Genomic DNA, 25782 nt, shown 5'->3' on the forward strand with positions numbered 1-25782 from the left:
TAGTGATAAAGGCATAGATGTTACAAGTTCTGAGGCATATTATGATACTTTCATCACATCTAAAATAAATCATAAAATAAAAATTTAATTAGGTCAAAATATTTATTAAAAAATTAATAAATGTGAAGTGAAAAAATTATTCCCATTTTGAATTGGGCAAAGTGGATTTTAGTCTTACAAAAATTAATAAACGTGGTAGGAAAATAAATCTTTCATAAGAAAAGGAATCAAGAAAATAATTTTTATAAAAGATATTGACGTGAAAAAAATTATTATGTATTATAAAGATATGAAAATGATTTTCGCGAAAGGAAATAAGATGAAAAAAAATATTTCGGTAATTGAAAATATAAACAGATTATATGACTCGTTTTTTGAACAGGAAAAAAAGATAGGAAATTACATACTTAGCAATTATAAAGAAGTTGTAAATATGACAATTTCAGAATTAGCTAAGAATAGTGGAACAAGTGTAGCAAGTGTTTCACGATTTTGTAAAAAGTGTGACGTGGACGGATTTCACCATTTGAAGATTGCATTGGCAAGAGAAATTGTTGAAGGTGATGACAACATACCGGTTTCTAATGATATTACAAGAGAAGATATCGGACAGTCATTACAAAATATTTTAGCAAATAAAATAGAAGAAATGAAGCAGACCATTTCGTTAATAGATACAAAAGAATTTGATAAGATTCTTGAAAGTATACAGAATGCGGGAATTGTACAGTTTGTTGCAGTAGGAAATACGATTCCTGTAGCTTTAGACGGCGCATATAAGTTTAATGAAATTGGAATCCGCTCCATGGCAGGAAGCATATGGGAAACTCAATTATCATTTTCTATGACTTTAAAAGAACAAGATGTGTTAATTGCAATTTCTAACACAGGAGAGTCGAAGCAGGTTCAGAAAATGGTTGAGGCCGCAAAGGAAAATGGAGCAACAACCATTGGCATTACAAATAATCCCGATTCGACTATTGCAAAGACGGTAGACTATCATATACAGACGGCTACCAGAGAAAAATTATTCTTAAATGAGTTTTATTTCTCAAGAGTATCAGCAACAACAATTATAGAAATTCTATATTTGTTTTTAACAGTAGGACAGCAGAAAAGTTATGAAAGATTAAGCAAATGTGAAAATCTTATGGCAGATGAAAAATTATAAGAGGAGGAAACATTTATAGAAAATGAACGAAGTTCATTTTCTATAAATGTTTCCGACGAATAGCCGCCGACCGAAGGGAGGGGGCAATACATATTAACAGGAGGAATTATAAAATGAAACAAAAATGTGCAAAAGCAGCTTATGAAATGATTAAAGATGGAATGGTTATAGGACTTGGTGGAGGAAGAACAATAGCTTTTCTTATTGAAGAACTAAAAAATGGAAATAAGAAAGTTAAAGCAGTTACACCTAGCGAAGATACAATGAATTTATGTGTCAAAGCAGGAATAGAAGTATTACCATTAGAATTTGTTAAGCAAATTGATATTGCGTTTGACGGATGCAATGAGATTGACAAAAATCTTAATGCGTTAAAGACTGATGGCGGAATTTTTACAAGAGAAAAAATAGTAGCTGTTATGGCAAAAGATTATGTGATATTAGCGGATGAAGAAAAATATTCAGATGAGTTAACATTTGAACATGCAGTTGCAGTGGAAGTAATAAAAAGTGCAAAAGAATATGTTAAATCTAAATTAGAAGAAATGGGAGCAAAAGTAGAAGAACGTTCAACAGAAATGAAAATGGGAACTTTATTAAGTGATGACGGAAACTATCTTATGAATGCGTACTTTGAAAAAGGGCAGGATGTAAAAGCATTAGATGAAAAATTAAAGCACATAACAGGCATAGTAGAAACATCATTATTTTATAATATAGTGTCAAAAGCATTAATTGCAGGAGAAAGTGGCATTCGTGTAATAGATTAAAAGATTGTGGTGTTATACAAAAGCAATTTGAAAAATGTGGATATTAAGTTAGGAGGATAATCATGAGTAATTTAAACTGGGGAATAGTTGGTACAGGATGGATTGGCAGTGAAATGGCAGAGGCTTTGTGGGCAGTAGATGGAACTGTTTATGGAGTGTGTGGAAGTTCGCTTGAGAAGGCTGAAAATTTTGCCAAAGAATATAAAATAGAACATGCATATAATGATTTAGATGAAATGCTATCAGATAAGAATATTCATATAGTATACATTGCGACTCCACACAATATGCATTATGAAATGATGCTTAAATCATTAAAGTCAGGAAAGCATGTATTTTGTGAAAAGGCAATTACGGTAAACAGCAGACAGTTAGAAGAATGCGTCAAGGTGGCAAAGAAAAATAATTTAGTTATATGTGATGGCGTGACACTTCTTCACATGCCTTTATATAAGAAGATAAAGAAAATGATAGAAGATGGTGAAATAGGAAAGGTAAAAATGGTGCAGGTTAATTTTGGAAGCTGCAAGGAATATGATGTAAATAACAGATTTTTCTCAAAATCATTAGCAGGTGGGGCATTGCTTGATATAGGAGTATATGCAGTATCATTTGCCAGATATTTTATGGAAAGCAAACCAAATGTTATTCTTACTACTGCAAATTATTTTGAAACAGGAGTTGATGAAACAAGTGGAATTATTTTAAAAAATAATGATGGGCAAATGTCTGTTATTGCACTTACAATGAGAGCAAAACAACCAAAAAGAGGTGTTATTTCAGGAGAAAAGGGATATATACAGATAGATGAATATCCAAGAGCTCAAAAAGCAACAATTACATATACTGCTGACGGACATACTGAGGTTATAGACGAAGGTGATACGAAAAAAGCACTTCAATATGAAGTTATGGATATGGAAGAATATATTAATAATAATTCAGGACAGGAAAATCTTCAGATCGTAAGAGATGTAATGGAAACTCTTACTTCAGTTAGAAATCAGTGGGGAATGGTTTACGATTTTGAATAAGTAAAATTATGTAATGCCACAAGTTATAGATTAAAAGCCACTATATGCTTATGATAGTATATTTTTTTAGTAGATATTTGATTATTTACCTTTTCTACGTTAAAGAATACTATTGTTGCATGAGGTGGCTTTTAAATTATTGTAAGGTCTCGACATATAAAATTTATCAGGAATAAAAGTAATCCCGTTGTTCTGGGAAACTAAATGAAGAACAACATATTCGTCATGTGTTTCGTATATATATCTTGACTCAAAATTACCAACCTCATTACATAGTTTATCTGAAAGAACACGATGGAAAATAGTTTTATAATATGCTATAATGAGCGATAGTATGGAAAAGTATGCATTATATTTAAAATAGAACATAATCAAACAAGAAACTAATATAAAACAATATGGAGGAACAACAGTGGCTCACATTGATCAGAGTAAAATAAGAAACTTTTGCATTATTGCCCATATTGACCATGGAAAGTCAACTTTGGCAGATAGAATTATTGAAAAAACAGGATTGTTAACAAGCAGAGAAATGCAGGCACAGGTTCTTGATAATATGGAACTAGAGAGAGAACGTGGAATAACGATTAAGTCACAGGCAGTAAGAACGGTATATAAGGCAAAAGATGGAGAAGAATACATTTTTAACCTTATCGATACACCGGGACATGTCGATTTTAACTATGAAGTATCACGAAGCCTTGCAGCATGTGATGGTGCAATCCTTGTTGTCGATGCAGCACAGGGTGTAGAAGCACAGACTTTGGCAAATGTTTATATGGCACTTGATCATGACTTGGAAGTATTCCCTGTTATCAACAAGATAGATTTGCCTAGTGCAGATCCTGAAAGAGTTATAAATGAAATAGAAGATGTAATCGGACTTGAAGCTCATGATGCACCACTTATTTCAGCAAAAACAGGATTAAATATAGAAGAAGTATTAGAACAGATAGTGGAAAAAATACCGGCACCACAGGGAGATGTTGACGCACCACTTCAGGCATTAATATTTGACAGCTTATATGATGCGTATAAGGGAGTTATTGTTTTTTGCCGTTTAAAACATGGTGTTGTAAAAGCAGGTATGAATATAAAAATGATGGCTACGGGAGCAACAGCAAATGTAGTTGAAGTAGGATATTTTGGAGCAGGACAGTTTATTCCATGTGATGAACTTAGTGCAGGCATGGTTGGATATATTACAGCCAGCATCAAAAACGTAAAAGATACGCGAGTAGGTGACACTATTACTAATGCAGATAATCCTTGTGCAGAACCACTTCCCGGATACAAAAAAGTTAATCCTATGGTTTACTGTGGACTTTATCCGGCAGATGGAGCAAAATATCCTGATTTAAGAGATGCTCTTGAAAAATTACAGTTAAATGATGCAGCTTTGCAGTATGAACCTGAAACATCACTTGCATTAGGATTTGGCTTCAGATGCGGATTTTTAGGATTGCTTCATTTGGAAATTGTACAGGAAAGACTTGAGCGTGAGTACAATCTTGATTTAGTTACAACTGCACCTAGTGTTATTTACAAAATATATAAAAATGATGGAAGTGTTATAGAACTTACAAATCCTTCTAATTTGCCTGACCCAAGTGAAATTGAGCATATGGAAGAACCTATTGTTCATGCGGAAATAATGGTAACAACTGAATTTATCGGTGCTATTATGGAATTATGTCAGCAAAGAAGAGGAACATATATAGGAATGGAATATGTAGAAGGTTCAAGAGCATTACTCGAATACGATATTCCGTTAAATGAAATAATATATGATTTCTTTGATGCACTTAAATCCCGCTCAAGAGGATATGCGTCATTTGATTATGAATTGAAAGGATATGAAGCAGCTAAGTTAGTTAAACTTGATATTCTTATTAATAAGGAAGAAGTGGATGCACTTTCATTTATAGTTCCGGATGTTACAGCATATGAACGAGGCAGAAAAATGTGCGAGAAACTTAAAAATGAAATACCACGTCAGTTATTTGAAATTCCAATTCAGGCAGCAGTTGGAAGTAAAGTAATTGCGAGAGAAACAGTTAAGGCAATGCGAAAAGATGTTTTAGCTAAATGTTATGGTGGCGATATTTCACGTAAGAAAAAACTTCTTGAAAAACAGAAAGAAGGAAAGAAGAGAATGCGTCAGGTTGGTAACGTTGAAATACCACAGGAAGCATTTATGGCAGTACTCAAATTGGACGAAGATTAATATAAAAGGTATCTTTGCAGCAGGCAGAGGGACCTTATTAGTTGAAAAGAGAGGTAAAAATGAGCAAACATTTAGAAATATATATCCATATTCCGTTTTGCGTAAAAAAATGTGATTATTGTGATTTTCTCTCCGACAGGGCAGATTGCAAAACTAAAGAGGAGTATGTGGATGCGTTAATAAAAGAAATTGAATTGTCAAAAAATATTTTGAATGGATATGAAGTAGATTCAATCTTTTTTGGAGGAGGAACCCCTTCTATATTGGAATCACATTTATTTGAATGCATAATGAATGCAGTAAAAAAATATGCAAATATAAATGAAAATGCAGAAATAACAATAGAATGTAATCCGGGCACTTTGACAAGAGAAAAATTAGAAGTTTACAAGAAAACCGGAGTGAACAGATTAAGCATAGGACTTCAGTCGGCAAATGATGATGAATTAAAAAGCATCGGAAGAATACACACATGGCAGGAGTTTTTGGATAATTATCGAATAGCAAGAGAATGTGGATTTGACAATATTAACATTGACTTAATGAGTGCACTTCCGGGCCAAACGATTTCATCATATAATGAAACTCTAGAAAAGGTAGTTGCCTTGAATCCAGAGCATATATCAGCGTATAGCCTTATAGTAGAAGAAGGCACGATAATGTATGACAGGGTAAATGAAGCAGCATTGCAGGGAAAGGATATACTTCCTGATGAAGATACTGAGCGTGAAATGTATTACATGACAAAGAATATCTTAGAAGAAAATGGATATCACAGATATGAAATATCAAATTATAGTAAAGAAGGCATGGAATGTAGACACAACGTAGGATATTGGCAGAGAAAAAATTATATTGGCTTTGGAATAGGAGCAGCTTCTTTATTAGAAAATGAAAGATATAATAATATTTCAGATTTAAATAAGTACATTGCTTTCATAAATGAAATATACAATTGCGAAGATAATATGGATGAAATGACAGCTTTTCAATATGGAAGTGAAGAAATGATGGATTATTTATTTGAAGATGAAGATGATTATGAATTTGAAAATAATAATCAACAATCAAGAGAAGATGAATCTGTATTCAAAGAAAAAATTTATCAAAAGGAAAGTGATAATGATACAGACTTTGATACTGGTTATAACAGATTGGGTTCAATTCATAAAAATATTGAAAGACTCTCTAAAAATGATCAGATGGAAGAATTTATGTTTTTAGGCCTTAGAATGATGGAAGGAGTAAACAAAACTAAATTTGAAACACTTTTTAATAAGAAAATAGAAAACGTATACGGTAATGTCTTAGAAAAACTCACACAGGAGAAATTATTGAAAACCGAAAACGACAATATAAAACTTACCGAAAGAGGAATTGATGTAAGCAATGTAGTATTATCAGAGTTTTTATTATAATATGGAAAATATTCTATTTAATACTAATAAAAATCATAGCACAAACCGGATAAATGTATATAATACCGAAAGAGCATTTGCCGCCGTCGGTTCAATGTTCCATCATATGGAATGACTAGAACCGAAGGTTCTAATGTCAGACCATATGGTGGAACATTAGAACTGCTACGAGCGGCAAGCAGCGAAAGCGTTCTTTCGATATTATATACATTTTTAATTGCAAGCAGCGAAAGCGTTCTTTCGATATTATATACATCCTTAAGGTTTGTGCTATTTTTCTATGTTCACAAATTATTTACAAAAGTTTCTATAATTTTTTTTGCAAAAATGTTGACAAATAATATGGTGGGTGCTATTTTAATTTATGAAAGATGTTAGCACTCAAAACTAACGAGTGCTAATAAAGTAGAAAGGAGATGGAATATGGAACTGACAGAGAGAAAAGTAAAAATATTACAGGCAGTCATTCGTAACTATTTGGAAACAGGCGAGCCCGTTGGTTCAAGAACCATTTCTAAGTATACAGATCTTAACTTAAGTTCAGCAACCATTCGTAATGAGATGGCTGACTTAGAAGAGATGGGATATATAGTTCAGCCTCATACATCAGCAGGACGAATTCCTACAGATAAAGGTTACAGACTTTATGTTGACGATTTAATGAAAGAAAAAGTTCAGGAATTAGACAACAGAGAAAAGAAAGTAACTGAAAGAGAAAACCTTTTATTTGAAAAGGTTGATAAGGTTGAAACCCTTCTTCAGAATATGGCGAAGATGCTTGCAACCAATACTAATTATGCAACAATGATTTCAACATCAAGGGATAACGAAGATAAGATAAAATTCATTCAGCTGTCACTTATGGATGACAATCAGATTTTATGTATTGTTGTTTCGGGAAGAAACAGAGTAGTAAACAAGATTATAAAAGTTAAAGATCAGATTAATGAAGAAATGGTTTTGAGACTTAATGTGGCACTCAATACAAGTCTTGCAGGATTAGCAGTTGAGCAGATTAACATAGCTGTTATTTCAACACTTACATCTAATGCAGGTGAACATAAAGAATTAGTAACAGATGTGTTACAGGCAATTACAGAAGCCATTGCATCAGAAGCACAGATGAAGATTTATACATCAGGTGCAACGAATATTTTGAAGTATCCTGAATTAAGCAGTAACGAGAATGCAAGTTTGTTGCTTTCAACATTTGAAGAAAAGAAGCCATTAACCAATTTGGTAAATGATAATGAAACAGGAATTCAGGTTTATATCGGTGAAGAAACTCCGGTAGAAGGAATGAAGGATTGTAGTGTTGTAACAGCAACTTATGAATTAGAAGATGGCATTAAAGGTACCATCGGAGTTATAGGTCCGAAGCGAATGGATTATGAGAAAGTTGTAGAGACATTAAGAACAGTTAAGGGCCAGTTAAGCGATGCTTTCAAGAAGGAAGACGAATAGAAAGGAAGGTCCAATGGAAAAGAATATTAACGATATGCCTGAAGAAGAAAAGGTAGAAAAATCTGAAACTGAAGAAGAAACAGTAGAAGATACAAATGAAACAGTAGAAACTGAAAAAGAAACAACAGAAGATACTAAAGAAGATAAAGACAAAAAAGAAGCAGAAGATAAAAATTCTTCAGACAAAAAAGAAAAGAAAAAAATATTTGGAAAGAAAGATAAGAAAGACCAGCAGATAGAAGAATTAACTGATAAACATAAAAGACTTATGGCTGAATTCCAAAACTACAGAAACCGTAGCGAAAAAGAAAAATCAGCAATGTTTGAAGTTGGTGCAAGATCAATTATTGAAAAACTTCTTCCGATTGTGGATAACTTTGAAAGAGGTATCGCAGCATTATCAGAAGAAGAACAAAAATCACCAACAGGTCAGGGAATGAATTTAATATATAAGCAGTTGATGACAGCATTTGAAGAAATGGGAGTTACAGTCATTGAAGCTAAAGGCCAACAGTTTGATCCGGAATTACACAATGCAGTAATGCATGAAGACAATGACGAATTAGAAGAAAATGTTGTTGTTGAGGAATTCCAGAAAGGCTATAAATATAGAGACAGTGTTATAAGACATAGCATGGTTAAGGTAGCTAATTAATTTTACAAATAAGAAATTATTTAACATATATTTGAACTCGGAAAACCGAGAAATAAGAAAATTATCAATTTAGGAGGAAATATATCATGGGAAAGATTATTGGTATTGACTTAGGAACTACAAATTCATGTGTAGCAGTTATGGAAGGTGGAAAACCTACAGTTATTACAAATGCAGAAGGTGTTAGAACAACTCCATCAGTAGTAGCATTTGCAAAATCAGGTGAAAGATTAGTTGGTGAAACAGCTAAACGTCAGGCAGTTACAAACGCTGACAAGACAATCTCTTCAATTAAGAGACATATGGGAACAGATTACAAAGTAGCAATTGATGATAAGAAATATACACCACAGGAAATTTCAGCAATGATTCTTCAGAAGTTAAAAGGTGATGCTGAAGCTTACTTAGGTGAAAAGGTATCAGAAGCTGTTATTACAGTACCTGCTTACTTCAATGATGCACAGAGACAGGCAACAAAAGATGCAGGTAAGATTGCAGGACTTGATGTAAAGAGAATTATCAACGAGCCAACAGCTGCAGCATTAGCTTATGGTCTTGATAATGAAAAAGAACAGAAGATTATGGTATACGATTTAGGTGGTGGTACATTTGATGTATCTATTATCGAAATTGGTGATGGTGTAATCGAAGTATTATCAACTTCAGGTGATAACAGACTTGGTGGTGATGACTTTGATGAAGCAATTACAAATTATATGATTTCTGACTTCAAGACAAAGACAGGTGTAGACCTTACAACAGATAAGATGGCACTTCAGAGAATTAAAGAAGCAGCAGAAAAAGCTAAGAAGGAACTTTCTTCAGCAACACAGACAAACATTAACATCCCTTACATTACAGTAACAGCTGAAGGACCACAGCATTTTGATTTAACTCTTACAAGAGCTAAATTTGATGAATTAACAAGAGCATTAGTTGAAAGAACAGCAGTTCCTGTACAGAATGCATTAAGAGATGCCGGAATTACAGCATCTGAACTTGGAAAGGTATTATTAGTTGGTGGTTCAACAAGAATCCCTGCAGTACAGGATAAGGTTAAACAACTTACAGGTCATGAACCATCTAAGAGTTTGAATCCTGATGAATGTGTAGCAATCGGTGCATCAATTCAGGGTGGTAAACTTGCAGGTGATGCAGGCGCAGGCGAAATCTTACTTCTTGATGTTACTCCACTTTCATTATCAATTGAAACAATGGGTGGTATCGCAACAAGATTAATTGAAAGAAATACAACAATTCCTACAAAGAAGAGCCAGACATTCTCAACAGCAACAGATAACCAGACAGCCGTTGATATCAACGTAGTACAGGGTGAAAGACAGTTCGCAAGAGATAACAAGAGCCTTGGACAGTTCAGACTTGATGGAATCCCACCAGCAAAGAGAGGTGTTCCACAGATTGAAGTTACATTTGATATTGATGCAAATGGTATCGTAAATGTTTCAGCTAAGGATTTAGGAACAGGAAAAGAACAGCACATTACAATTACAGCAGGTTCAAATATGTCTGATGAAGATATCGATAAGGCTGTAAAAGAAGCTGCTGAATTTGAAGCACAGGATAAGAAACGTAAGGAAGGCATTGATGCTAAGAATGAAGCTGATTCAATGGTATTCCAGACAGAAAATGCTTTGAATGAAGTTGGTGATAAGATTGATGCAAATGATAAGGCAGCAGTTCAGGCTGACATCGATGCATTAAAGGCTGTAATTGCTGAAATTACAGATGACCAGAACATCACAGATGCTCAGATTGAAAGCTTAAAGAATGGAAAAGAAAAATTAATGGAAAGCTCACAGAAAGTATTCTCAAAGATGTATGAACAGGCTCAGGCACAGGCTGGAGCACAGGGAGCAGGTCCTGATATGGGAGCACAGGGAGCTTACCAGGATCCTAATGCAGGAGCTGGAGCAGATGATGTAGTTGATGGTGACTACAAGGAAGTATAATCTGAATACACATATAGCACTGGGTTATAGAATATGATAGAATGTATCCCGTCCGGGTTTAGCCCGGACGGGTTTTACAAGTTATTTATACTAATATAAAAATAATGAAAATAGGACTAGGGTATGACATCCGTGTTTTATTTGCAGATTATTTATTCATACTAATATGAAAGGTGATAAAAATGGCGGAAAAAAGAGATTATTATGAGGTATTAGGCGTTGATAAAAATGCTGACGAAGCCACAATAAAAAGCGCATATAGAAAATTGGCTAAGAAATATCACCCGGACGTAAATCCTGGGGAAGAAGCTGCGGCGAAGTTTAAAGAAGCATCAGAGGCATATGCTGTACTTAGTGATGCTGATAAGAGACGTCAGTATGATCAATTCGGTCATGCAGCATTTGATGGAAGCGCAGGAGCAGGAGCCGGAGGATTTGATTTTAATTCTGCAGACTTTGGAGATATATTTGGAGACATATTCGGAGATATATTTGGCGGAGGCAGACGTAGTTCAAGAAACAGCAATGGTCCTATGAGAGGAGCAGATATTCGTGCTTCAGTCAGAATAACATTTGAAGAAGCTGTATTTGGATGCGAAAAGGAATTAAGTCTTAATCTTAAAGATGAATGTACAACATGTCATGGAACAGGTGCAAAGCCTGGAACACAACCTGAAACATGTAGCCGATGCGGAGGTAGAGGTCAGGTAGTTACAACACAGCAGAGCTTCTTTGGAACAATGCAGAATATTACAACATGTCCTGAATGTAACGGAACAGGTAAGGTTATAAAGGATAAATGTGCAACATGTCACGGCACAGGATATACTTCAAGTCTTAAAAAGATTGCAGTTACAATTCCAGCAGGTATTGATGACGGACAGAGTGTAAGAATCAGAGAAAAAGGTGAACCTGGAAGAAATGGCGGACCAAGAGGAGACTTATTAGTACAGGTTAGAATTATAGGCAATCCAAACTTCCAAAGAAATGGAATGGATTTATATACAAATACATCAATCTCATTTGCACAGGCAGCAATAGGAGGAGATGTAAGAGTTAACACTGTAGATGGAGATGTATTGTTTAATATAAAACCGGGAACACAGACAGGAACAAGAATCAGATTAAAAGGAAAAGGTGTTCCAAGTATTAGAAATAAAGCGGTTCGTGGTGATCAATATACAACTTTGATTGTAAGAGTACCTGAAAAATTGACTCATGAACAAAAAGAGTTAATTAAACAGTTAGACAAAATATCAGGAAATACACTAAACCAAAGTGAAGATGAAAAGCCAAAGAAAAAGAGTTTTAAAGATAAATTTAAACTAGATTAAGAGATTAGAAAAAAGAAATATTGCGGATATAAAAGTAAAATTGCTTTTATATCCGTATTTTTATATATTAAAAATTTGAAAAAAATTTTATAAGTTAGAAAATATTAAAACAATCATTTAAATAAATAAAGAAGAAATAAGTAATGTATATATTAAATTAAGTAACAATAAAACAAGAAAAATTTGCAAAAAAAAGTTTTTGTGAACAATAAAACCAATGAGAATAATCACTAATAGTCAAATTGTACAAAAACAAGCAAAAAAATAAGTGGTTTATAATAAAATATGTTGACTTTTGAAACGTTTTTAACTATACTGACTGTATAATAGTTATAAAGTTCAGGAGGAAAATTGAAATGAGAAAGAATTTAAAGAAAATCGCCACATTAGCAATGGCAGCAGCAATGGCTATCGCAGTAGTACCTGCAGTACCAACTCAGGCAGCTAAAACAGAATTAATTAAGAATGAATGGGACAGTTACTTTGGTGCTTCATCAGGATGGGCTGAAGGAGCAGAAGGAGCTTTGACAGAAAATTCTAAGTCATCTTGGACAGCCGATATGAATTCAATTGGCTGGGGTGGAATCTGGGGAGCTCAGGTTAAGAATGAAAACCTTAAGTACCAGAAAGGTCAGTCATATACAGTAAGTTGTAAACTTAAAGCAACTAATTTAGATAAATGGGTTCTTGTTAAGGTTGAAGGAGATGATCCTAATGCATACGAACCTGATAAGGCTCCATTAGCATTTAAGTGGGTACAGTTACAGCAGGATAAAGAACAGACAGTAACATTAGATTTTACTTTGGCTAAGAATTATAGTGGACATCTTTCATTATACTTTGGCGTTGGCGGAGAAATGGGTGACAGAGAAGATGAACAGTTAGCAGGTCTTTACAATGGTTTAGTTACATTACCAAAGGATGGAGATCCTACATTTTCATCATCTGTAAAATGTTCTAACATTTCAGTAAAACAGGTTGCTACAACAATTAAGAAAGTAAGAGCTAAGAAAGGCGTAGCTAAGGTTACTATTAACAAGAGTGCAGTAGCAAAGAAATATGTTGTACAGTATTCAACAAAGAGCAGTATGGCTGGTGCAAAGAAAGTTGTTACGGCTAAGACAAATGCAACATTAAAGAATCTTACAAGTGGAAAGAAATACTACGTTAGAGTTGCTGTTGTAAACAAGAATGGAAAGCAGAGCAAAGAATGGAGCGCTAAGAAAGTAGTTAAGGTTAAATAATTAAAGCTACATATATAAACTGTTTGAATTGCAATAATAAATAAACGAGAGAAACCTTATAATTAGGAAGAATTCCTTTTTATAAGGTTTCTTTTATATTGGCGTGCCCGGCGATGTATGTTCCACTTTGTAACATACAGTTTATGGAAAAATAAAAAGTGAAAAGGCTAAAATGGATATTTATGAAAGGTTGCATTAAAAAGTTTTAGCGTTTATAATAAAATGATGTTTTGTGGTTTAAGAGAGGATTTTATTTATGAAATGGAATAAATATACGTTAAAAACAACAACAGAAGCTATAGATTATATAAGTGGTTTGATGATTGAACTTGGGATAGATGGAATACAGATAGAAGACAATGTGCCTTTATCAGAAGAGGACAAGAAGGCAATGTTTATAGATTATCTTCCAACACTTCCTAAAGATGATGGAACAGCATATATAAGTTTTTATACAGAGGAAGATAATGACGATGAAGCATTACTTCATAAAGTTAGAGAAAAATTAAAAGAAGCATCATTATTTATAAATGTTGGAGAGGGAACAATAGAAAAAGATATAACAGAAGACATTGACTGGGTTAATAATTGGAAACAGTTTTTTAAAGCTTTTACTGTAGGAGAATTTTATATTAAACCTACATGGGAAGAAATTGATGAAGCTCATAAAGATATGAAGATGATTGAAATTGATCCTGGGACTGCGTTTGGAACAGGAAAACATGAAACAACTCAACTTTGCATCAATCAGCTAATAAAATATGTAAAACCTGGTGATACAGTCCTTGATTTAGGATGTGGAAGCGGTATTTTATCTATAGTTGCAAAAAAATTAGAGGCAGGTAAAATGGCAATGACTGACATTGATCCGGCTGCAATTACTGCATCAAAAGAAAATTTCCAGGTAAATCATATTGCGATGGATGACATTGATTTGTATGATGGAAATATTATAGATGATGAAGAATTACAGAAAAAAGTCGGATTTAATAAATATGACGTTGTTGTTGCAAATATATTAGCAGATGTAATTATTCCAATATCAGCAATCGTAGATAAATTCTTAAAGAAAGGTGGAATATTTATTTCATCAGGGATTATTTACATGAAAGAAGAAGATGTAGTTGATGCCATAAAGAAAAATCACAAATTAAAATTTATGGAAACAGTAAATCAAGGTGACTGGCGTGCAATTATGGCACAGAAGATTTTAGATTAAAAGAGTGGTATAGAATGTATAGATTTTTTGTTGATGCCGAAAATATATTAGAAGATACTATTTTAGTTACAGGTAGTGATGTTAATCATATAAAAAATGTTCTTCGTATGAAAATCGGAGAAGAAATACTTATTAGCGATGGAAATGATAAGGAATATGTCTGTAGCATTTTAAATATGGATGATGAAAAAGTTGAAGCAAAAATATTAGATATAAACGGACCGGGAAGAGAATTGCCTATAAAAGTATATTTGTTTCAGGGATTGCCTAAAGGCGATAAAATGGAAACAGTAATACAGAAAATGGTAGAACTTGGAGTTTATGGAATTGTGCCGGTAAGTACAAAAAGGTCAATAGTAAAGTTAGATGCAAAAAAGGCAGCCAATAAAGTGAAAAGATGGAATGCCATTTCAGAAAGTGCAGCAAAACAAAGTAAAAGAGGAATAATTCCTAGAGTAAATGATGTCTGCACATTTAAACAGGCAATCGATATGGCTAAAGAATTAGACATGATTATAATGCCGTATGAAGAAGCAGATGATATGGAAAAGACAAGAAATATCATTAGAGGCTTAAAAAAAGACACATCTGTTGGAATTTTCATAGGACCTGAGGGAGGATTTGCTAAAGAGGAAGTAAATGCCGTTATGGAGGAAAATGGAACTCCAATAACTTTGGGGAAAAGAATTTTAAGAACTGAAACGGCAGGCATGGCTATTATGTCAGTAATTATGTTTATGATGGAAGAATAAGGAGCAAAAATGGAAGCGTATTTTGATAATTCAGCCACAACAGTAGTGACAGAAAATGTAAAAGATATAGTTGTAAAAGTTATGACGCAGGATTATGGAAATCCATCATCTATGCATATGGTAGGTGTAAATGCTGAAAAATATATTAAGCAGGCCAAGGAAAATATATCAAAAATATTAAAAACAGACCCGAAAGAAATATATTTTACATCAGGTGGCACAGAGTCGAATAACCTTGCAATAATAGGAAGCGCTAATGCAAATAAAAGAGCAGGAAATAGAATAATAACTACAAAAATTGAACATTCTTCTGTTGCGGCAACGATGAAATACTTAGAAGAACAGGGATTTGAGATTGTATATCTACCTGTAGATAACAAAGGCATTGTAGCTATGGAAAGCCTTAAAAATGCTATGAATGAAAATACAATTCTTGTTTCTGTTATGTTTGTAAATAATGAAGTAGGTGCAATAGAACCGATTGAAGAAATTGGAAAATATATTAAGTCAGTAAAAAAAGATGTTGTATTCCATGTTGATGCTATTCAGGCATTTGGAAAGTTAGACATAAAACCTAAAAAGCTAAATATAGATATTCTTACTGTAAGCGGACACAAAATTCATGGACCAAAAGGTTCAGGATTTATATATATAAAAGACAAAACAAAAATATCGCCAATTATATTTGGTGGCGGACAGCAAAAAGGAATGCGTTCAGGTACAGAGAATGTGCCTGGTATTGCAGGAATTGGTGAAGCGGCAAGAGCAGCTTATGAAAATTTTGATGAAAAGGTGGACAAACTTATTTCCTTAAAAGACAGACTTATTGATATTTTAAATGAAATGGAAGATGTTACTGTAAACAGTCAGAAAGGGAAAAAAGGTGCACCGCATATTGTAAGTGCAAGTTTTAGAGGCGTAAGAAGTGAAGTACTTCTTCATGCGTTAGAAGAAAGAGGTATTTATATATCAGCCGGTTCAGCATGCTCATCTAACAGACCGGCAGTAAGTGCTACTTTAAAAGCTATGAATATAGATAAAGATTTGTTAGAATCAACTGTAAGATTTAGTTTTAGCACATTAAACACTATTAAAGAAATAGAATATTGTGGGGAACAGTTAAACAGCTTGTTACCTATGCTAAGAAAATACGTTAGAAGATAGAAGGAGAGTAAAATGACACAATCACTTTTGATTAAATATGCCGAGATTGGTATAAAGGGAAAAAACAGATATTTGTTTGAAAATGCCCTTGTTAAACAGGCAAAGATTGCATTGAAACGTGTAGATGGAGAGTTTGTTGTAACAAAAGAAGCAGGAAGAATTTATGTTACTACAGAATCTGACTGCGATATGGATGAAGCAATTGAAGCATTACAATATGTGTTTGGTATTGTAGGCATTTGCCCAATGATGCAGATAGAGGACAATGGATTTGAAGATTTAGCTAAACATGTAATAAAACATATCGAAGATAACTATGAAGATAAAAATCTTACATTTAAGGTTGCAGCCAGAAGAAGCAGAAAGAATTATCCAATGGATTCCATGGAAATTAACATGGAAATGGGAGGCGTAATTTTAGATGCATTCCCTGAAATGAAGGTGGATGTTCATAATCCTGATATTGTAATTAATATCGAGATAAGAAATAAAATTAATATTTATTCAAAGATAATTCCGGGACCGGGTGGAATGCCTGTTGGAACAGCCGGAAATGGTATGCTTTTATTATCAGGAGGAATTGATAGCCCTGTTGCAGGATATATGGTTGCAAAACGTGGAGTGCATATTGATGCAGTATATTTCCATGCACCACCATATACATCTGAAAGAGCAAAACAAAAAGTTGTTGATTTGGCAAAAATCATATCAAAGTATACAGGACCAATGAATTTATATGTAGTTAATTTTACAGATATACAGATGTATATTTATGACAAATGTCCGCATGATGAGTTAACTATCATTATGAGAAGATACATGATGAGAATTGCAGAGTATTTTGCAAATAAAGAAGGCTCATTAGGACTTATAACAGGAGAAAGTATAGGACAGGTTGCAAGTCAGACAATGCAAAGCCTTGCAGCTACAAATGAAGTATGTACTATGCCGGTATTCAGACCTGTAATTGCATTTGATAAGCAGGAAATAGTAGATATTTCATTAAAGATTGGAACATATGAAACATCTATCCTTCCATATGAGGATTGTTGTACAACATTTGTTGCTAAACATCCGGTTACTAAACCAAATATTAATATTATTAAAAGATCAGAAACACATTTGGAAGAAGAAATTGACAGAATGTTTAAGGAAGCAGTTGAAACTGCAGAATTAATCGAGATAAGAAGAGACTAATTAAATAAAAAAGAGGGTAATAAAAAAGCAGGCAAACCTGCCTGCTTTTTTAGCAATATCAATTATACAAGATATGGCTTTAAAACATCTAAAATAGCGTTAACGTCATCTTCGCTATGGATGTTTAAGTCAATTGGTTTAGAAAGATCAAGACTGAAAATTCCCATAATTGACTTTGCATCAATTACATAACGACCTGATACTAAATCAAAATCAGAATCAAATTTTGTTATGTCATTTACGAAAGCCTTTACTTTATCAATTGAATTTAAGCTGATTGTAACTGTTTTCATAATAAATACCTCTCTTAAATATATTTTTATACGTCAATATTAACACGAGGCTGATAATAGGGCAATGATAAAAGTATACAAAATTTAATCAAAAAAATTGTTTGGAGTTTGTAAAAATGTTAAAAGTAGCATTACATAATTTAGGATGTAAAGTAAATGCATATGAGACTGAGGCAATGGCACAAAAGCTGGAAGATGCCGGTTACGAAATTGTACCATTTAATGAAAAGGCCGATGTGTATATTATAAATACATGTTCAGTTACAAATATGGCAGATAGAAAATCGAGACAAATGCTTCATAAAGCTAAGAAAATGAATGAAGATGCAGTAGTAGTTGCAGCAGGATGTTATGTTCAGACAGCAACAGAAAAATTGTTAGAAGATTTGTCTGTTGACATTCTTATTGGAAATAATAAGAAAAAAGATATAGTTGAAGAACTTCAAAAATATTTTGATGATAACAAATATAATAAAAATGTAATTGATATAAATGCCACAAATGAATATGAAGAGTTGGAACTGGCAACCGTAACAGAACATACCAGAGCTTATATAAAAATTCAGGATGGATGTAATCAGTTCTGTTCATATTGTATAATTCCTTATGCAAGAGGAAGAATCAGAAGTAGGGAATTTGACAATATAAAACAGGAAGTTACAGAACTTGCACAAAAAGGATTTAAAGAAATCGTACTTACAGGTATTCATTTAAGTTCATATGGCAATAATGAAAATAAATTAATAGATGTTGTTGAAATGATTGCCGGAATTGAAGGTGTTGAAAGAATAAGATTAGGTTCTCTTGAGCCAAATATCGTGACTGAGGATTTTGCAAAACGATTAGCAAAAGTTGATAAAATATGTCCACATTTTCATTTGTCAATGCAGAGTGGATGTGATAATACATTAAAAAGAATGAATAGACATTATACATCTGACGAATATTTTGAAAAATGCGAACTTTTAAGAAAATATTTTGACAATCCGGCATTTACAACGGATGTAATCGTTGGATTCCCAGGTGAAACGCAGGAAGATTATGAAATCTCAAGAGAATTTGTAAAAAAAGTAAGATTTTCAGAATTGCATGTATTTAAATATTCAAAACGAGATGGTACTGTTGCTGCAAAAATGGAAAATCAGATTCCAGAGCCTGTAAAGACAGAAAGAAGCGAGGATTTGATTAAAGTTGGCGAAAATCTTACAATGGAATATAGAAGAAAATTTATAGGAAAAAAGGTAAGTGTATTGTTTGAAGAAATAATTAATGTAGCAGGAGAAAATTATTGGGTAGGTCACACAAAAGAATATATTAAGGTTATAATGAAGAGTGACAAAGACATATCAGGAGACATTAAAAACGTTTCATTAATTGGATTCGCAAATGAGTGTTTAAATTGTGAAAATATTGAAAAAAAAGGTGTGGGCAAGGAAATAATGCTTGCCACAATATAAGTTTTATATTAGTATAAAGGTACATGGAAAATGCCAAAAGGGCAAAAGGACGGGATAAGATGAGTAATTTAGGAAACACACAATACTTCAAAGTTCCACAGGAACAGAAGTTAGGCGTTGAAGAGATTTTAGAAAGAGTATATCAGGCGTTAGCAGAAAAAGGATACAATCCGGTTAACCAGATTGTAGGTTATATTATGTCCGGAGATCCTACATACATTACAAGTCATAATAATGCCAGAAGCCTTATTATGAAAGTAGAACGCGATGAATTAATTGAAGAAACAGTTAAGTATTATATCAACAACAAATTAAAATAAGCAACGGCTATACAAATGGGAGTTTCATTGAAGAAACTCTTTTTTGTAGCAAAAGCCCGGAAATGCGACTGCGCTTGCGCAGAGCCGCATGAGCCGGGCGCAAGAACAGCGAGAAACAAACGTTTCGAGCTGGCGGAAGCGGAAGCGGCGAAGCCGATTAGCAAAAGCCCGGAAATGCGACTGCGCTTGCGCAGAGCCGCATGAGCCGGGCGCAAGAACAGCGAGAAACAAATGTTTCGAGCTGGCGGAAGCGGAAGCGGCGAAGCCGATTAGCAAAAGCCCCAAAATGCGACTGCGCTTGCGAGCCCACGGTTTGGCAGGGCTTATTCTGTATGCTTAAAGGAGAAATGTTATAATGAGAATATTAGGACTTGATTTTGGCTCAAAGACAGTAGGAGTTGCAATTACAGATCCGTTAGGGATGACTGCACAGGGCATGGAAATAGTGAGAAGGGAATCACCTAATAAATTAAGAAAGACTCTTTCAAGAATAGAGACAATTATTAAAGAAAATGATGTTGAATTAATAGTATTAGGATTACCTGTAAATATGGATGGAAGTTCAGGTGAAAGAGTTGAAAAGACAAAAGAATTTGCAGATATGCTTACACGTAGAAGCGGAGTGGAGATTATTTTTCAGGACGAACGATTAACAACGGTTGAAGCATATGAAATAATGAATGAAGCAGGAATAAAAAGGGAAGACAGATACAAATATGTTGACCAGATTGCTGCCACAATTATTCTAGAGGATTATCTTAATTCGCATCGTTAAAAGTTATATGGTAGGAATATGACTTTTCATAACAGACTATGTATAGATATTTTTATTAACTGTCAGGAAAAAATCATTAATTTGATGGAATGTACGCAGATAAATAGTTAGATTAATTAAAAAATGAAGGTATTATTTCGTGAAGGATAGGAATGTTTATAATTATAAATAATAATTATAAATGCCTAATTAAGTACTTTGCAGATACCAAAGTTAGTATAGAAAAGTAATAGGAGGAAACAAAATGAACGAAGTTCATTTTCTATAAATGTTTCCGACGAATAGCCGCCGACCGAAGGGCGGGGGCATTATATATTTTTCAGGAGGAGATATAGTCAAATGGATGGAAAGATAATTTTCAAAAATGAGCAGGGTGAAAATGAAGAATTCACAGTTTTATTAGAAACAAAAGTAAATAATATAAAATATATTCTTGTTGAAAAAGAAGATGAAGAGATAGCATATATTTTTAAGGACACATCAGATGATAGTAGTGAAGAAGCTGTTTATGAAGTAGTTTTAGATGAAGATGAAGTAGGATATATCGGAAAGATTTTTTCAGAACTATTAGAAGATGTAGATTTAGTATAATACGAATATGAACGGAGAAATATAGGAGGGAAATATTAATGAGCGAGACTGGAAAGTTGAAAATAATTCCATTAGGCGGTTTAGAGCAGATTGGAATGAATATGACAGCTTTTGAATATGAAGATGGCATAATAGTAGTCGATTGCGGATTGTCATTTCCGGATGATGATATGCTTGGAATAGATTTAGTAATACCGGACATTACTTATTTAAGAGAAAATAAGGACAAGATAAAAGGATTTTTTATAACACATGGACATGAAGATCATATTGGTGCGTTACCATATGTTTTAAAAGAAATCAGTGCACCATTGTATGCAACAAAACTTACAATGGGAATTATAGAAGGAAAGCTTGAAGAACATCAGATCAAAGATATAGTTAAAAGAAAAGTAGTTAAATATGGTCAGAACATAAACGCAGGTAAATTCAGAGTTGAATTTATTAAGACAAACCATAGTATAGCTGATGCGGCAGCATTTGCCATTCATACACCTGTTGGTGTTATTGTTCATACAGGTGACTTTAAGGTAGATTATACACCTGTATTTGGTGATGCAATTGATTTAGCAAGATTTAGTGAATTAGGAAAAAAAGGCGTATTGGCAGTTATGTGTGACAGTACAAACGTATTAAGACCTGGATTTACACCTTCAGAAAGTACGGTTGGTGCAACATTTGACCACATTTTTTCAGAACATCCTAAGACAAGAATTATTATTGCTACATTTGCATCAAATGTAGACAGAGTTCAGCAGATTATCAATTCAGCTGACAAATACAACAGAAAAGTTGTAGTAGAAGGAAGAAGTATGGTTAATATTATTTCAGTTGCAAAAGAATTGGAATATTTAAAGATACCTGATAATACATTGATTAATATTGAAGAAATGAAAAATTATACTGATGACCAGTTGGTACTTATTACAACAGGAAGTCAGGGAGAATCAATGGCAGCCCTTTCAAGAATGGCAGCATCACTTCATAGAAAAGTAAGTATTAAACCGGGAGATACTATTGTGTTTAGTTCAACACCTATCCCTGGAAATGAAAAAGCCGTAAGTAAAGTAATTAATGAATTATATATGAAGGGGGCAGAGGTTATTTTCCAGGATACACATGTTTCAGGGCATGCGTGTCAGGAAGAAATTAAATTAATATATTCTCTGTTAAAACCTAAATATGCAATACCTGTACATGGTGAATACAGACATTTAATGGTTCATGGACAGTTAGTTCAGAAATTAGGAATTCCTAAAGAAAATGTATTTATTATGAAATCAGGGGATGTTTTAAGTATTGATGAAAATGATGCAAAGATTACAGGAAAAGTCCCTGCAGGTTCCGTATTAGTTGATGGTCTTGGAGTAGGTGATGTAGGTAACATCGTTCTTAGAGACAGACAGAATCTTGCTGAAAACGGAATTATAATTGTGGTACTTACTTTGCAAAAATATACAAATCAGTTACTTGCAGGACCTGATATTGTAACAAGAGGTTTCGTATATGTAAGAGAGTCAGAAAATCTTATTGACGAAGCAAAGGAAGTTGTGGCAGAAGCATTAGACAACTGTTTAAGTAAAAACTCAGTTGACTGGGGTAAAATTAAAATGGTTGTAAAAGATAGTTTAGGTGAATATTTATGGAAGAAGATGAAGAGAAATCCAATGATTCTTCCAATAATCATGGAAGTTGAATAATCCGGGAGGAGCTTATGGTTAGGCGAAAAACATCAGAAGGCTTTGCAAGAGTTATGAGTAAAGTATTAAAATATTTGGTGATGTTTGTTGTCATTTACTATTTTGCAGCAGCAGCTTTTGTATTTGGCAGACAGTTATTCACAGACAAGGGAGCAGCACCTGCACCTGGGATGGATATGACAATTGAAGTAACTAAGAACACATCAATAAAAGATTTTGCAAAGACATTAGAAGAATACGGAATTATAAATGATGATAAAGTATTATGGGTTGAGTCATTTATATATGAAGTAAAGGTTGTAAAGCCGGGAACATATACTTTCAATACTTCTGATAACGGTGAAAAAATATTAAAAGTTATCAAAAGTGAAGGTAAAACTGATGAAGAAGAGACAACAACGGAATAAGAGAGGTTGATATGATAGTAAATGAAAGAATTGTATCATACATGCATTCGTTGGAAAAAAATAATAGTCAGGTTTTAGAGCAGATAGAAATAGAAGCTCATAAGGACAATGTGCCGATTATCAGAAAAGAAATGGAAAGTTTCTTAAGAGTTATTCTGGCAATAAAAAAACCTAAAAGAATATTAGAGCTGGGTACCGCAGTTGGGTACTCAGCCATTTTAATTAGTGAATGTTTAGATGAAGATGGAAAAATTACTACAATAGAAAATTATGAAAAAAGAATTCCTATCGCAAAAGAAAATATAAAAAAAGCAGGAAAAGAAAATGTGATTACTCTTTTAGAAGGAGATGCGTTGGAAATTATGCCTACACTAAAAGATGATAGCTTTGACTTTGTATTTATGGATGCGGCAAAGGCTCAGTATATTAATTTTCTCCCGCATGTTTTAAGATTAATGAAAACAGGAGGAGTACTAATTACTGACAATGTTCTTCAGGAAGGTGATTTGATAGAATCTAAATATGTTGTAAGAAGAAGAGACAGAACAATTCATAAACGAATGCGGGAATATATGTATGAAGTAAAGAACAATGAACAGTTAGAAACATCCATCGTTCCAATTGGAGATGGAATAACAATAAGTGTAAAGAAGAGATAAATATGAGAAATGTAGAATTATTAATTCCGGCAAGCAGTCTGGAAGTTTTAAAAACAGCAGTAAAATATGGGGCGGATGCCGTATATATTGGTGGAGAAGTATTTGGACTTAGAGCAAAAGCGAAGAACTTTTCATTAGAAGAAATGCGAGAAGGTGTAAAATTTGCACATGAACATAATGTGAAAGTATATGTTACTGCAAATATACTCGCCCACAATGCAGATTTAGAGCCTGTAAGAGCTTATTTTGAAGATTTAAAAACAGTAAATATGGATGCACTTATAATCGCTGACCCTGCAATATTTACAATTGCCAAAGAAATGCTTCCGGATACTGAAATTCATATCAGCACTCAGGCTAATAATACAAATTATGGAACATATAATTTCTGGTACAATCTTGGAGCTAAGAGAGTTGTAACTGCAAGAGAATTATCAATGAAGGAAATAAAAGAAATAAGAGAACATATTCCTGATGACATGGAAATCGAAACATTTGTTCATGGCGCAATGTGTATTTCTTATTCAGGAAGATGTCTTTTATCAAGTTTTATGGCAGGGCGTGATGCAAATAAAGGCGCATGTACTCATCCGTGCAGATGGAAATATGCCGTTATGGAAGAATCAAGACAGGGACAGTATATGCCTGTTTATGAAAATGAACGTGGAACATATATTTTTAACTCAAAGGATTTGTGTATGATAGAGCATATTCCTGAACTTATAGATGCCGGGATTGACAGCTTTAAAATTGAAGGAAGAATGAAAACAGCACTTTATGTTGGAACAGTTGCAAGAACATACAGAATGGCAATCGATGATTATTTAGAAAGCCCTGATAAGTATTATGCAAACCTTGATAAGTACAGGGAGTTAATTTCACAGTGTACATTCAGACAGTATACAACCGGATTTTTCTTTGGAAAACCGGACGAGACAACGCAGATATATGATAAAAATGTATATGAAAGAAATTATGTTTATTTAGGACTTGTTGGTGAAAAAGTTGGAGAACATAAATATACAATAACTCAAAAAAATAAATTCTGTGTTGGAGATACAATCGAGGTTATGAAAAAGGATGGAAGGGACATTGAAGTTAAAGTTATTTCAATTCAGGATGAAGAAGGAAATGAAATGGAAAGTTGTCCACATCCACAACAAAAATTATTTATTGATTTAGGAATTGATTTAGAACTTGGAGATATTCTTAGAAAAAAAGATGTTGTAACTGCGTAAAATAAATAAGAAATGACAGGCACCCGTTATATGATTTGTGCATAAAATGTATAAAGCATGTGACGAGGTGCCTTTTTTGAAGACATTTAAAGAGCCTTTGACACCAAAGGAAGAGAAAAAATATCTGGAAAGATATGCACAGGGAGATAAGCTGGCGAAGGATATATTAATAGAGAGTAATTTACGCCTTGTTGCACATGTAGCAAAAAAATATTCGGGTGAGAGAGATAATGAAGATTTAATTTCCATTGGAATAATAGGCCTTATAAAGGCAATAAATTCATATGATATAAATAAGGGAAACCGTTTAGGAACCTATGCGGCAAAATGCATTGAAAATGAAATGCTAATGATGTTTAGAAATGAGAAAAAAAGAAGCAGGGACGTATCGCTAAATGAACCAATAGGAACAGATAAAGAAGGAAATACAATATGTCTTATAGATGTTGTTGAGTCAGATAATGAGGACGTAATAAGTAATATGGAAAGACAGGAAAATGTAGAAATGATTAGGGATATTGTAGAAAATAAACTGACCAAACGAGAAAGAGAAATAATAGAGCGGCGGTATGGAATGAACGGGAGGGAGAGCGAGACGCAGAAAATAATTGGTAAGGATTTAAACATTTCAAGGAGCTATGTAAGTCGTATTGAAAAGAGAGCATTAGAAAAAATAAAATCGGCAATTGACTATTCATATAAAATGTGATAACTTATAACCTA

At 33.4% G+C, this 25782-nt stretch carries 24 protein-coding genes; 23 read left to right on the forward strand and 1 reads right to left on the reverse strand.

Going from position 1 to position 25782, the window contains the following annotated elements; translation table 11 throughout:
- Positions 1-319 precede the first annotated feature (319 nt).
- From DWX29_RS04255 to thiI, 14 genes are all read left to right on the forward strand, one after another.
- Positions 320-1171 (forward strand): MurR/RpiR family transcriptional regulator, encoded by an 852-nt coding sequence (locus DWX29_RS04255; protein WP_117909891.1) that lies wholly within the window; start codon positions 320-322, stop codon positions 1169-1171.
- Between the two features lie 113 nt (positions 1172-1284).
- Entirely contained in the window at positions 1285-1941 is a 657-nt protein-coding gene (rpiA, locus tag DWX29_RS04260; protein WP_117909892.1) for a ribose 5-phosphate isomerase A, read from the forward strand.
- Positions 1942-2003: 62 nt separating this feature from the next.
- A complete protein-coding gene (locus DWX29_RS04265) occupies positions 2004-2975 on the forward strand; it encodes a Gfo/Idh/MocA family oxidoreductase (RefSeq protein WP_022089243.1) in 972 nt (323 codons plus the stop codon).
- A gap of 412 nt (positions 2976-3387) precedes the next feature.
- Positions 3388-5202 (forward strand): translation elongation factor 4, encoded by a 1815-nt coding sequence (gene lepA / locus DWX29_RS04270; RefSeq protein WP_022089242.1) that lies wholly within the window; start codon positions 3388-3390, stop codon positions 5200-5202.
- 59 nt (positions 5203-5261) lie between these two features.
- Positions 5262-6620 (forward strand): radical SAM family heme chaperone HemW, encoded by a 1359-nt coding sequence (gene hemW, locus DWX29_RS04275; protein WP_118565241.1) that lies wholly within the window; start codon positions 5262-5264, stop codon positions 6618-6620.
- A 423-nt stretch (positions 6621-7043) separates the two neighbouring features.
- Positions 7044-8084, forward strand: a complete 1041-nt coding sequence (hrcA, locus tag DWX29_RS04280; protein WP_022089240.1) for a heat-inducible transcriptional repressor HrcA — start codon at positions 7044-7046, stop codon at positions 8082-8084.
- Between the two features lie 13 nt (positions 8085-8097).
- On the forward strand, positions 8098-8739 hold the full coding sequence (gene grpE / locus DWX29_RS04285; RefSeq protein WP_118565242.1) for a nucleotide exchange factor GrpE: 642 nt from the start codon (positions 8098-8100) through the stop codon (positions 8737-8739).
- Between the two features lie 86 nt (positions 8740-8825).
- Complete coding sequence (gene dnaK / locus DWX29_RS04290; RefSeq protein WP_118565243.1) at positions 8826-10709, forward strand: molecular chaperone DnaK; 1884 nt, start codon at positions 8826-8828, stop codon at positions 10707-10709.
- A 182-nt stretch (positions 10710-10891) separates the two neighbouring features.
- Complete coding sequence (dnaJ, locus tag DWX29_RS04295; protein WP_118565244.1) at positions 10892-12043, forward strand: molecular chaperone DnaJ; 1152 nt, start codon at positions 10892-10894, stop codon at positions 12041-12043.
- A 356-nt stretch (positions 12044-12399) separates the two neighbouring features.
- Positions 12400-13287, forward strand: a complete 888-nt coding sequence (locus tag DWX29_RS04300; RefSeq protein ID WP_118565245.1) for a fibronectin type III domain-containing protein — start codon at positions 12400-12402, stop codon at positions 13285-13287.
- Between the two features lie 256 nt (positions 13288-13543).
- Entirely contained in the window at positions 13544-14506 is a 963-nt protein-coding gene (prmA, locus tag DWX29_RS04305) for a 50S ribosomal protein L11 methyltransferase (RefSeq protein ID WP_118565246.1), read from the forward strand.
- A 14-nt stretch (positions 14507-14520) separates the two neighbouring features.
- Entirely contained in the window at positions 14521-15258 is a 738-nt protein-coding gene (locus tag DWX29_RS04310; RefSeq protein ID WP_118565247.1) for a 16S rRNA (uracil(1498)-N(3))-methyltransferase, read from the forward strand.
- 9 nt (positions 15259-15267) lie between these two features.
- Positions 15268-16422 (forward strand): cysteine desulfurase family protein, encoded by a 1155-nt coding sequence (locus DWX29_RS04315; RefSeq protein WP_022089233.1) that lies wholly within the window; start codon positions 15268-15270, stop codon positions 16420-16422.
- A gap of 12 nt (positions 16423-16434) precedes the next feature.
- Positions 16435-17619, forward strand: a complete 1185-nt coding sequence (gene thiI / locus DWX29_RS04320; protein WP_022089232.1) for a tRNA uracil 4-sulfurtransferase ThiI — start codon at positions 16435-16437, stop codon at positions 17617-17619.
- Between the two features lie 62 nt (positions 17620-17681).
- On the opposite strand, the gene DWX29_RS04325 is transcribed toward thiI, so the two are convergent.
- Entirely contained in the window at positions 17682-17912 is a 231-nt protein-coding gene (locus tag DWX29_RS04325; RefSeq protein WP_022089231.1) for an HPr family phosphocarrier protein, read from the reverse strand.
- Positions 17913-18028: 116 nt separating this feature from the next.
- On the opposite strand from DWX29_RS04325, the gene mtaB reads away from it, so the two are divergent.
- From mtaB to sigK, 9 genes are all read left to right on the forward strand, one after another.
- Complete coding sequence (gene mtaB, locus DWX29_RS04330; protein WP_022089230.1) at positions 18029-19369, forward strand: tRNA (N(6)-L-threonylcarbamoyladenosine(37)-C(2))-methylthiotransferase MtaB; 1341 nt, start codon at positions 18029-18031, stop codon at positions 19367-19369.
- Positions 19370-19428: 59 nt separating this feature from the next.
- On the forward strand, positions 19429-19689 hold the full coding sequence (locus tag DWX29_RS04335; protein ID WP_022089229.1) for an IreB family regulatory phosphoprotein: 261 nt from the start codon (positions 19429-19431) through the stop codon (positions 19687-19689).
- 355 nt (positions 19690-20044) lie between these two features.
- Complete coding sequence (ruvX, locus tag DWX29_RS04340) at positions 20045-20464, forward strand: Holliday junction resolvase RuvX (protein WP_022089228.1); 420 nt, start codon at positions 20045-20047, stop codon at positions 20462-20464.
- A 339-nt stretch (positions 20465-20803) separates the two neighbouring features.
- Positions 20804-21055 (forward strand): DUF1292 domain-containing protein, encoded by a 252-nt coding sequence (locus DWX29_RS04345; RefSeq protein WP_022089227.1) that lies wholly within the window; start codon positions 20804-20806, stop codon positions 21053-21055.
- Between the two features lie 38 nt (positions 21056-21093).
- On the forward strand, positions 21094-22755 hold the full coding sequence (locus tag DWX29_RS04350; RefSeq protein ID WP_022089226.1) for a ribonuclease J: 1662 nt from the start codon (positions 21094-21096) through the stop codon (positions 22753-22755).
- Between the two features lie 14 nt (positions 22756-22769).
- Entirely contained in the window at positions 22770-23162 is a 393-nt protein-coding gene (locus tag DWX29_RS04355; RefSeq protein WP_118565248.1) for a hypothetical protein, read from the forward strand.
- 11 nt (positions 23163-23173) lie between these two features.
- The gene (locus tag DWX29_RS04360; protein WP_022089224.1) at positions 23174-23821 is read left to right on the forward strand and encodes an O-methyltransferase; all 648 of its coding nucleotides are present in this window, start codon (positions 23174-23176) and stop codon (positions 23819-23821) included.
- Positions 23822-23823: 2 nt separating this feature from the next.
- The gene (locus DWX29_RS04365) at positions 23824-25059 is read left to right on the forward strand and encodes a U32 family peptidase (RefSeq protein ID WP_117909902.1); all 1236 of its coding nucleotides are present in this window, start codon (positions 23824-23826) and stop codon (positions 25057-25059) included.
- A 76-nt stretch (positions 25060-25135) separates the two neighbouring features.
- A complete protein-coding gene (sigK, locus tag DWX29_RS04370) occupies positions 25136-25768 on the forward strand; it encodes an RNA polymerase sporulation sigma factor SigK (RefSeq protein ID WP_117909903.1) in 633 nt (210 codons plus the stop codon).
- Positions 25769-25782 lie beyond the last annotated feature (14 nt).

Origin of the sequence: Eubacterium sp. AF19-12LB, from assembly GCF_003479125.1 — a bacterium.
GTDB lineage: Bacteria > Bacillota > Clostridia > Lachnospirales > Lachnospiraceae > Eubacterium_U > Eubacterium_U album.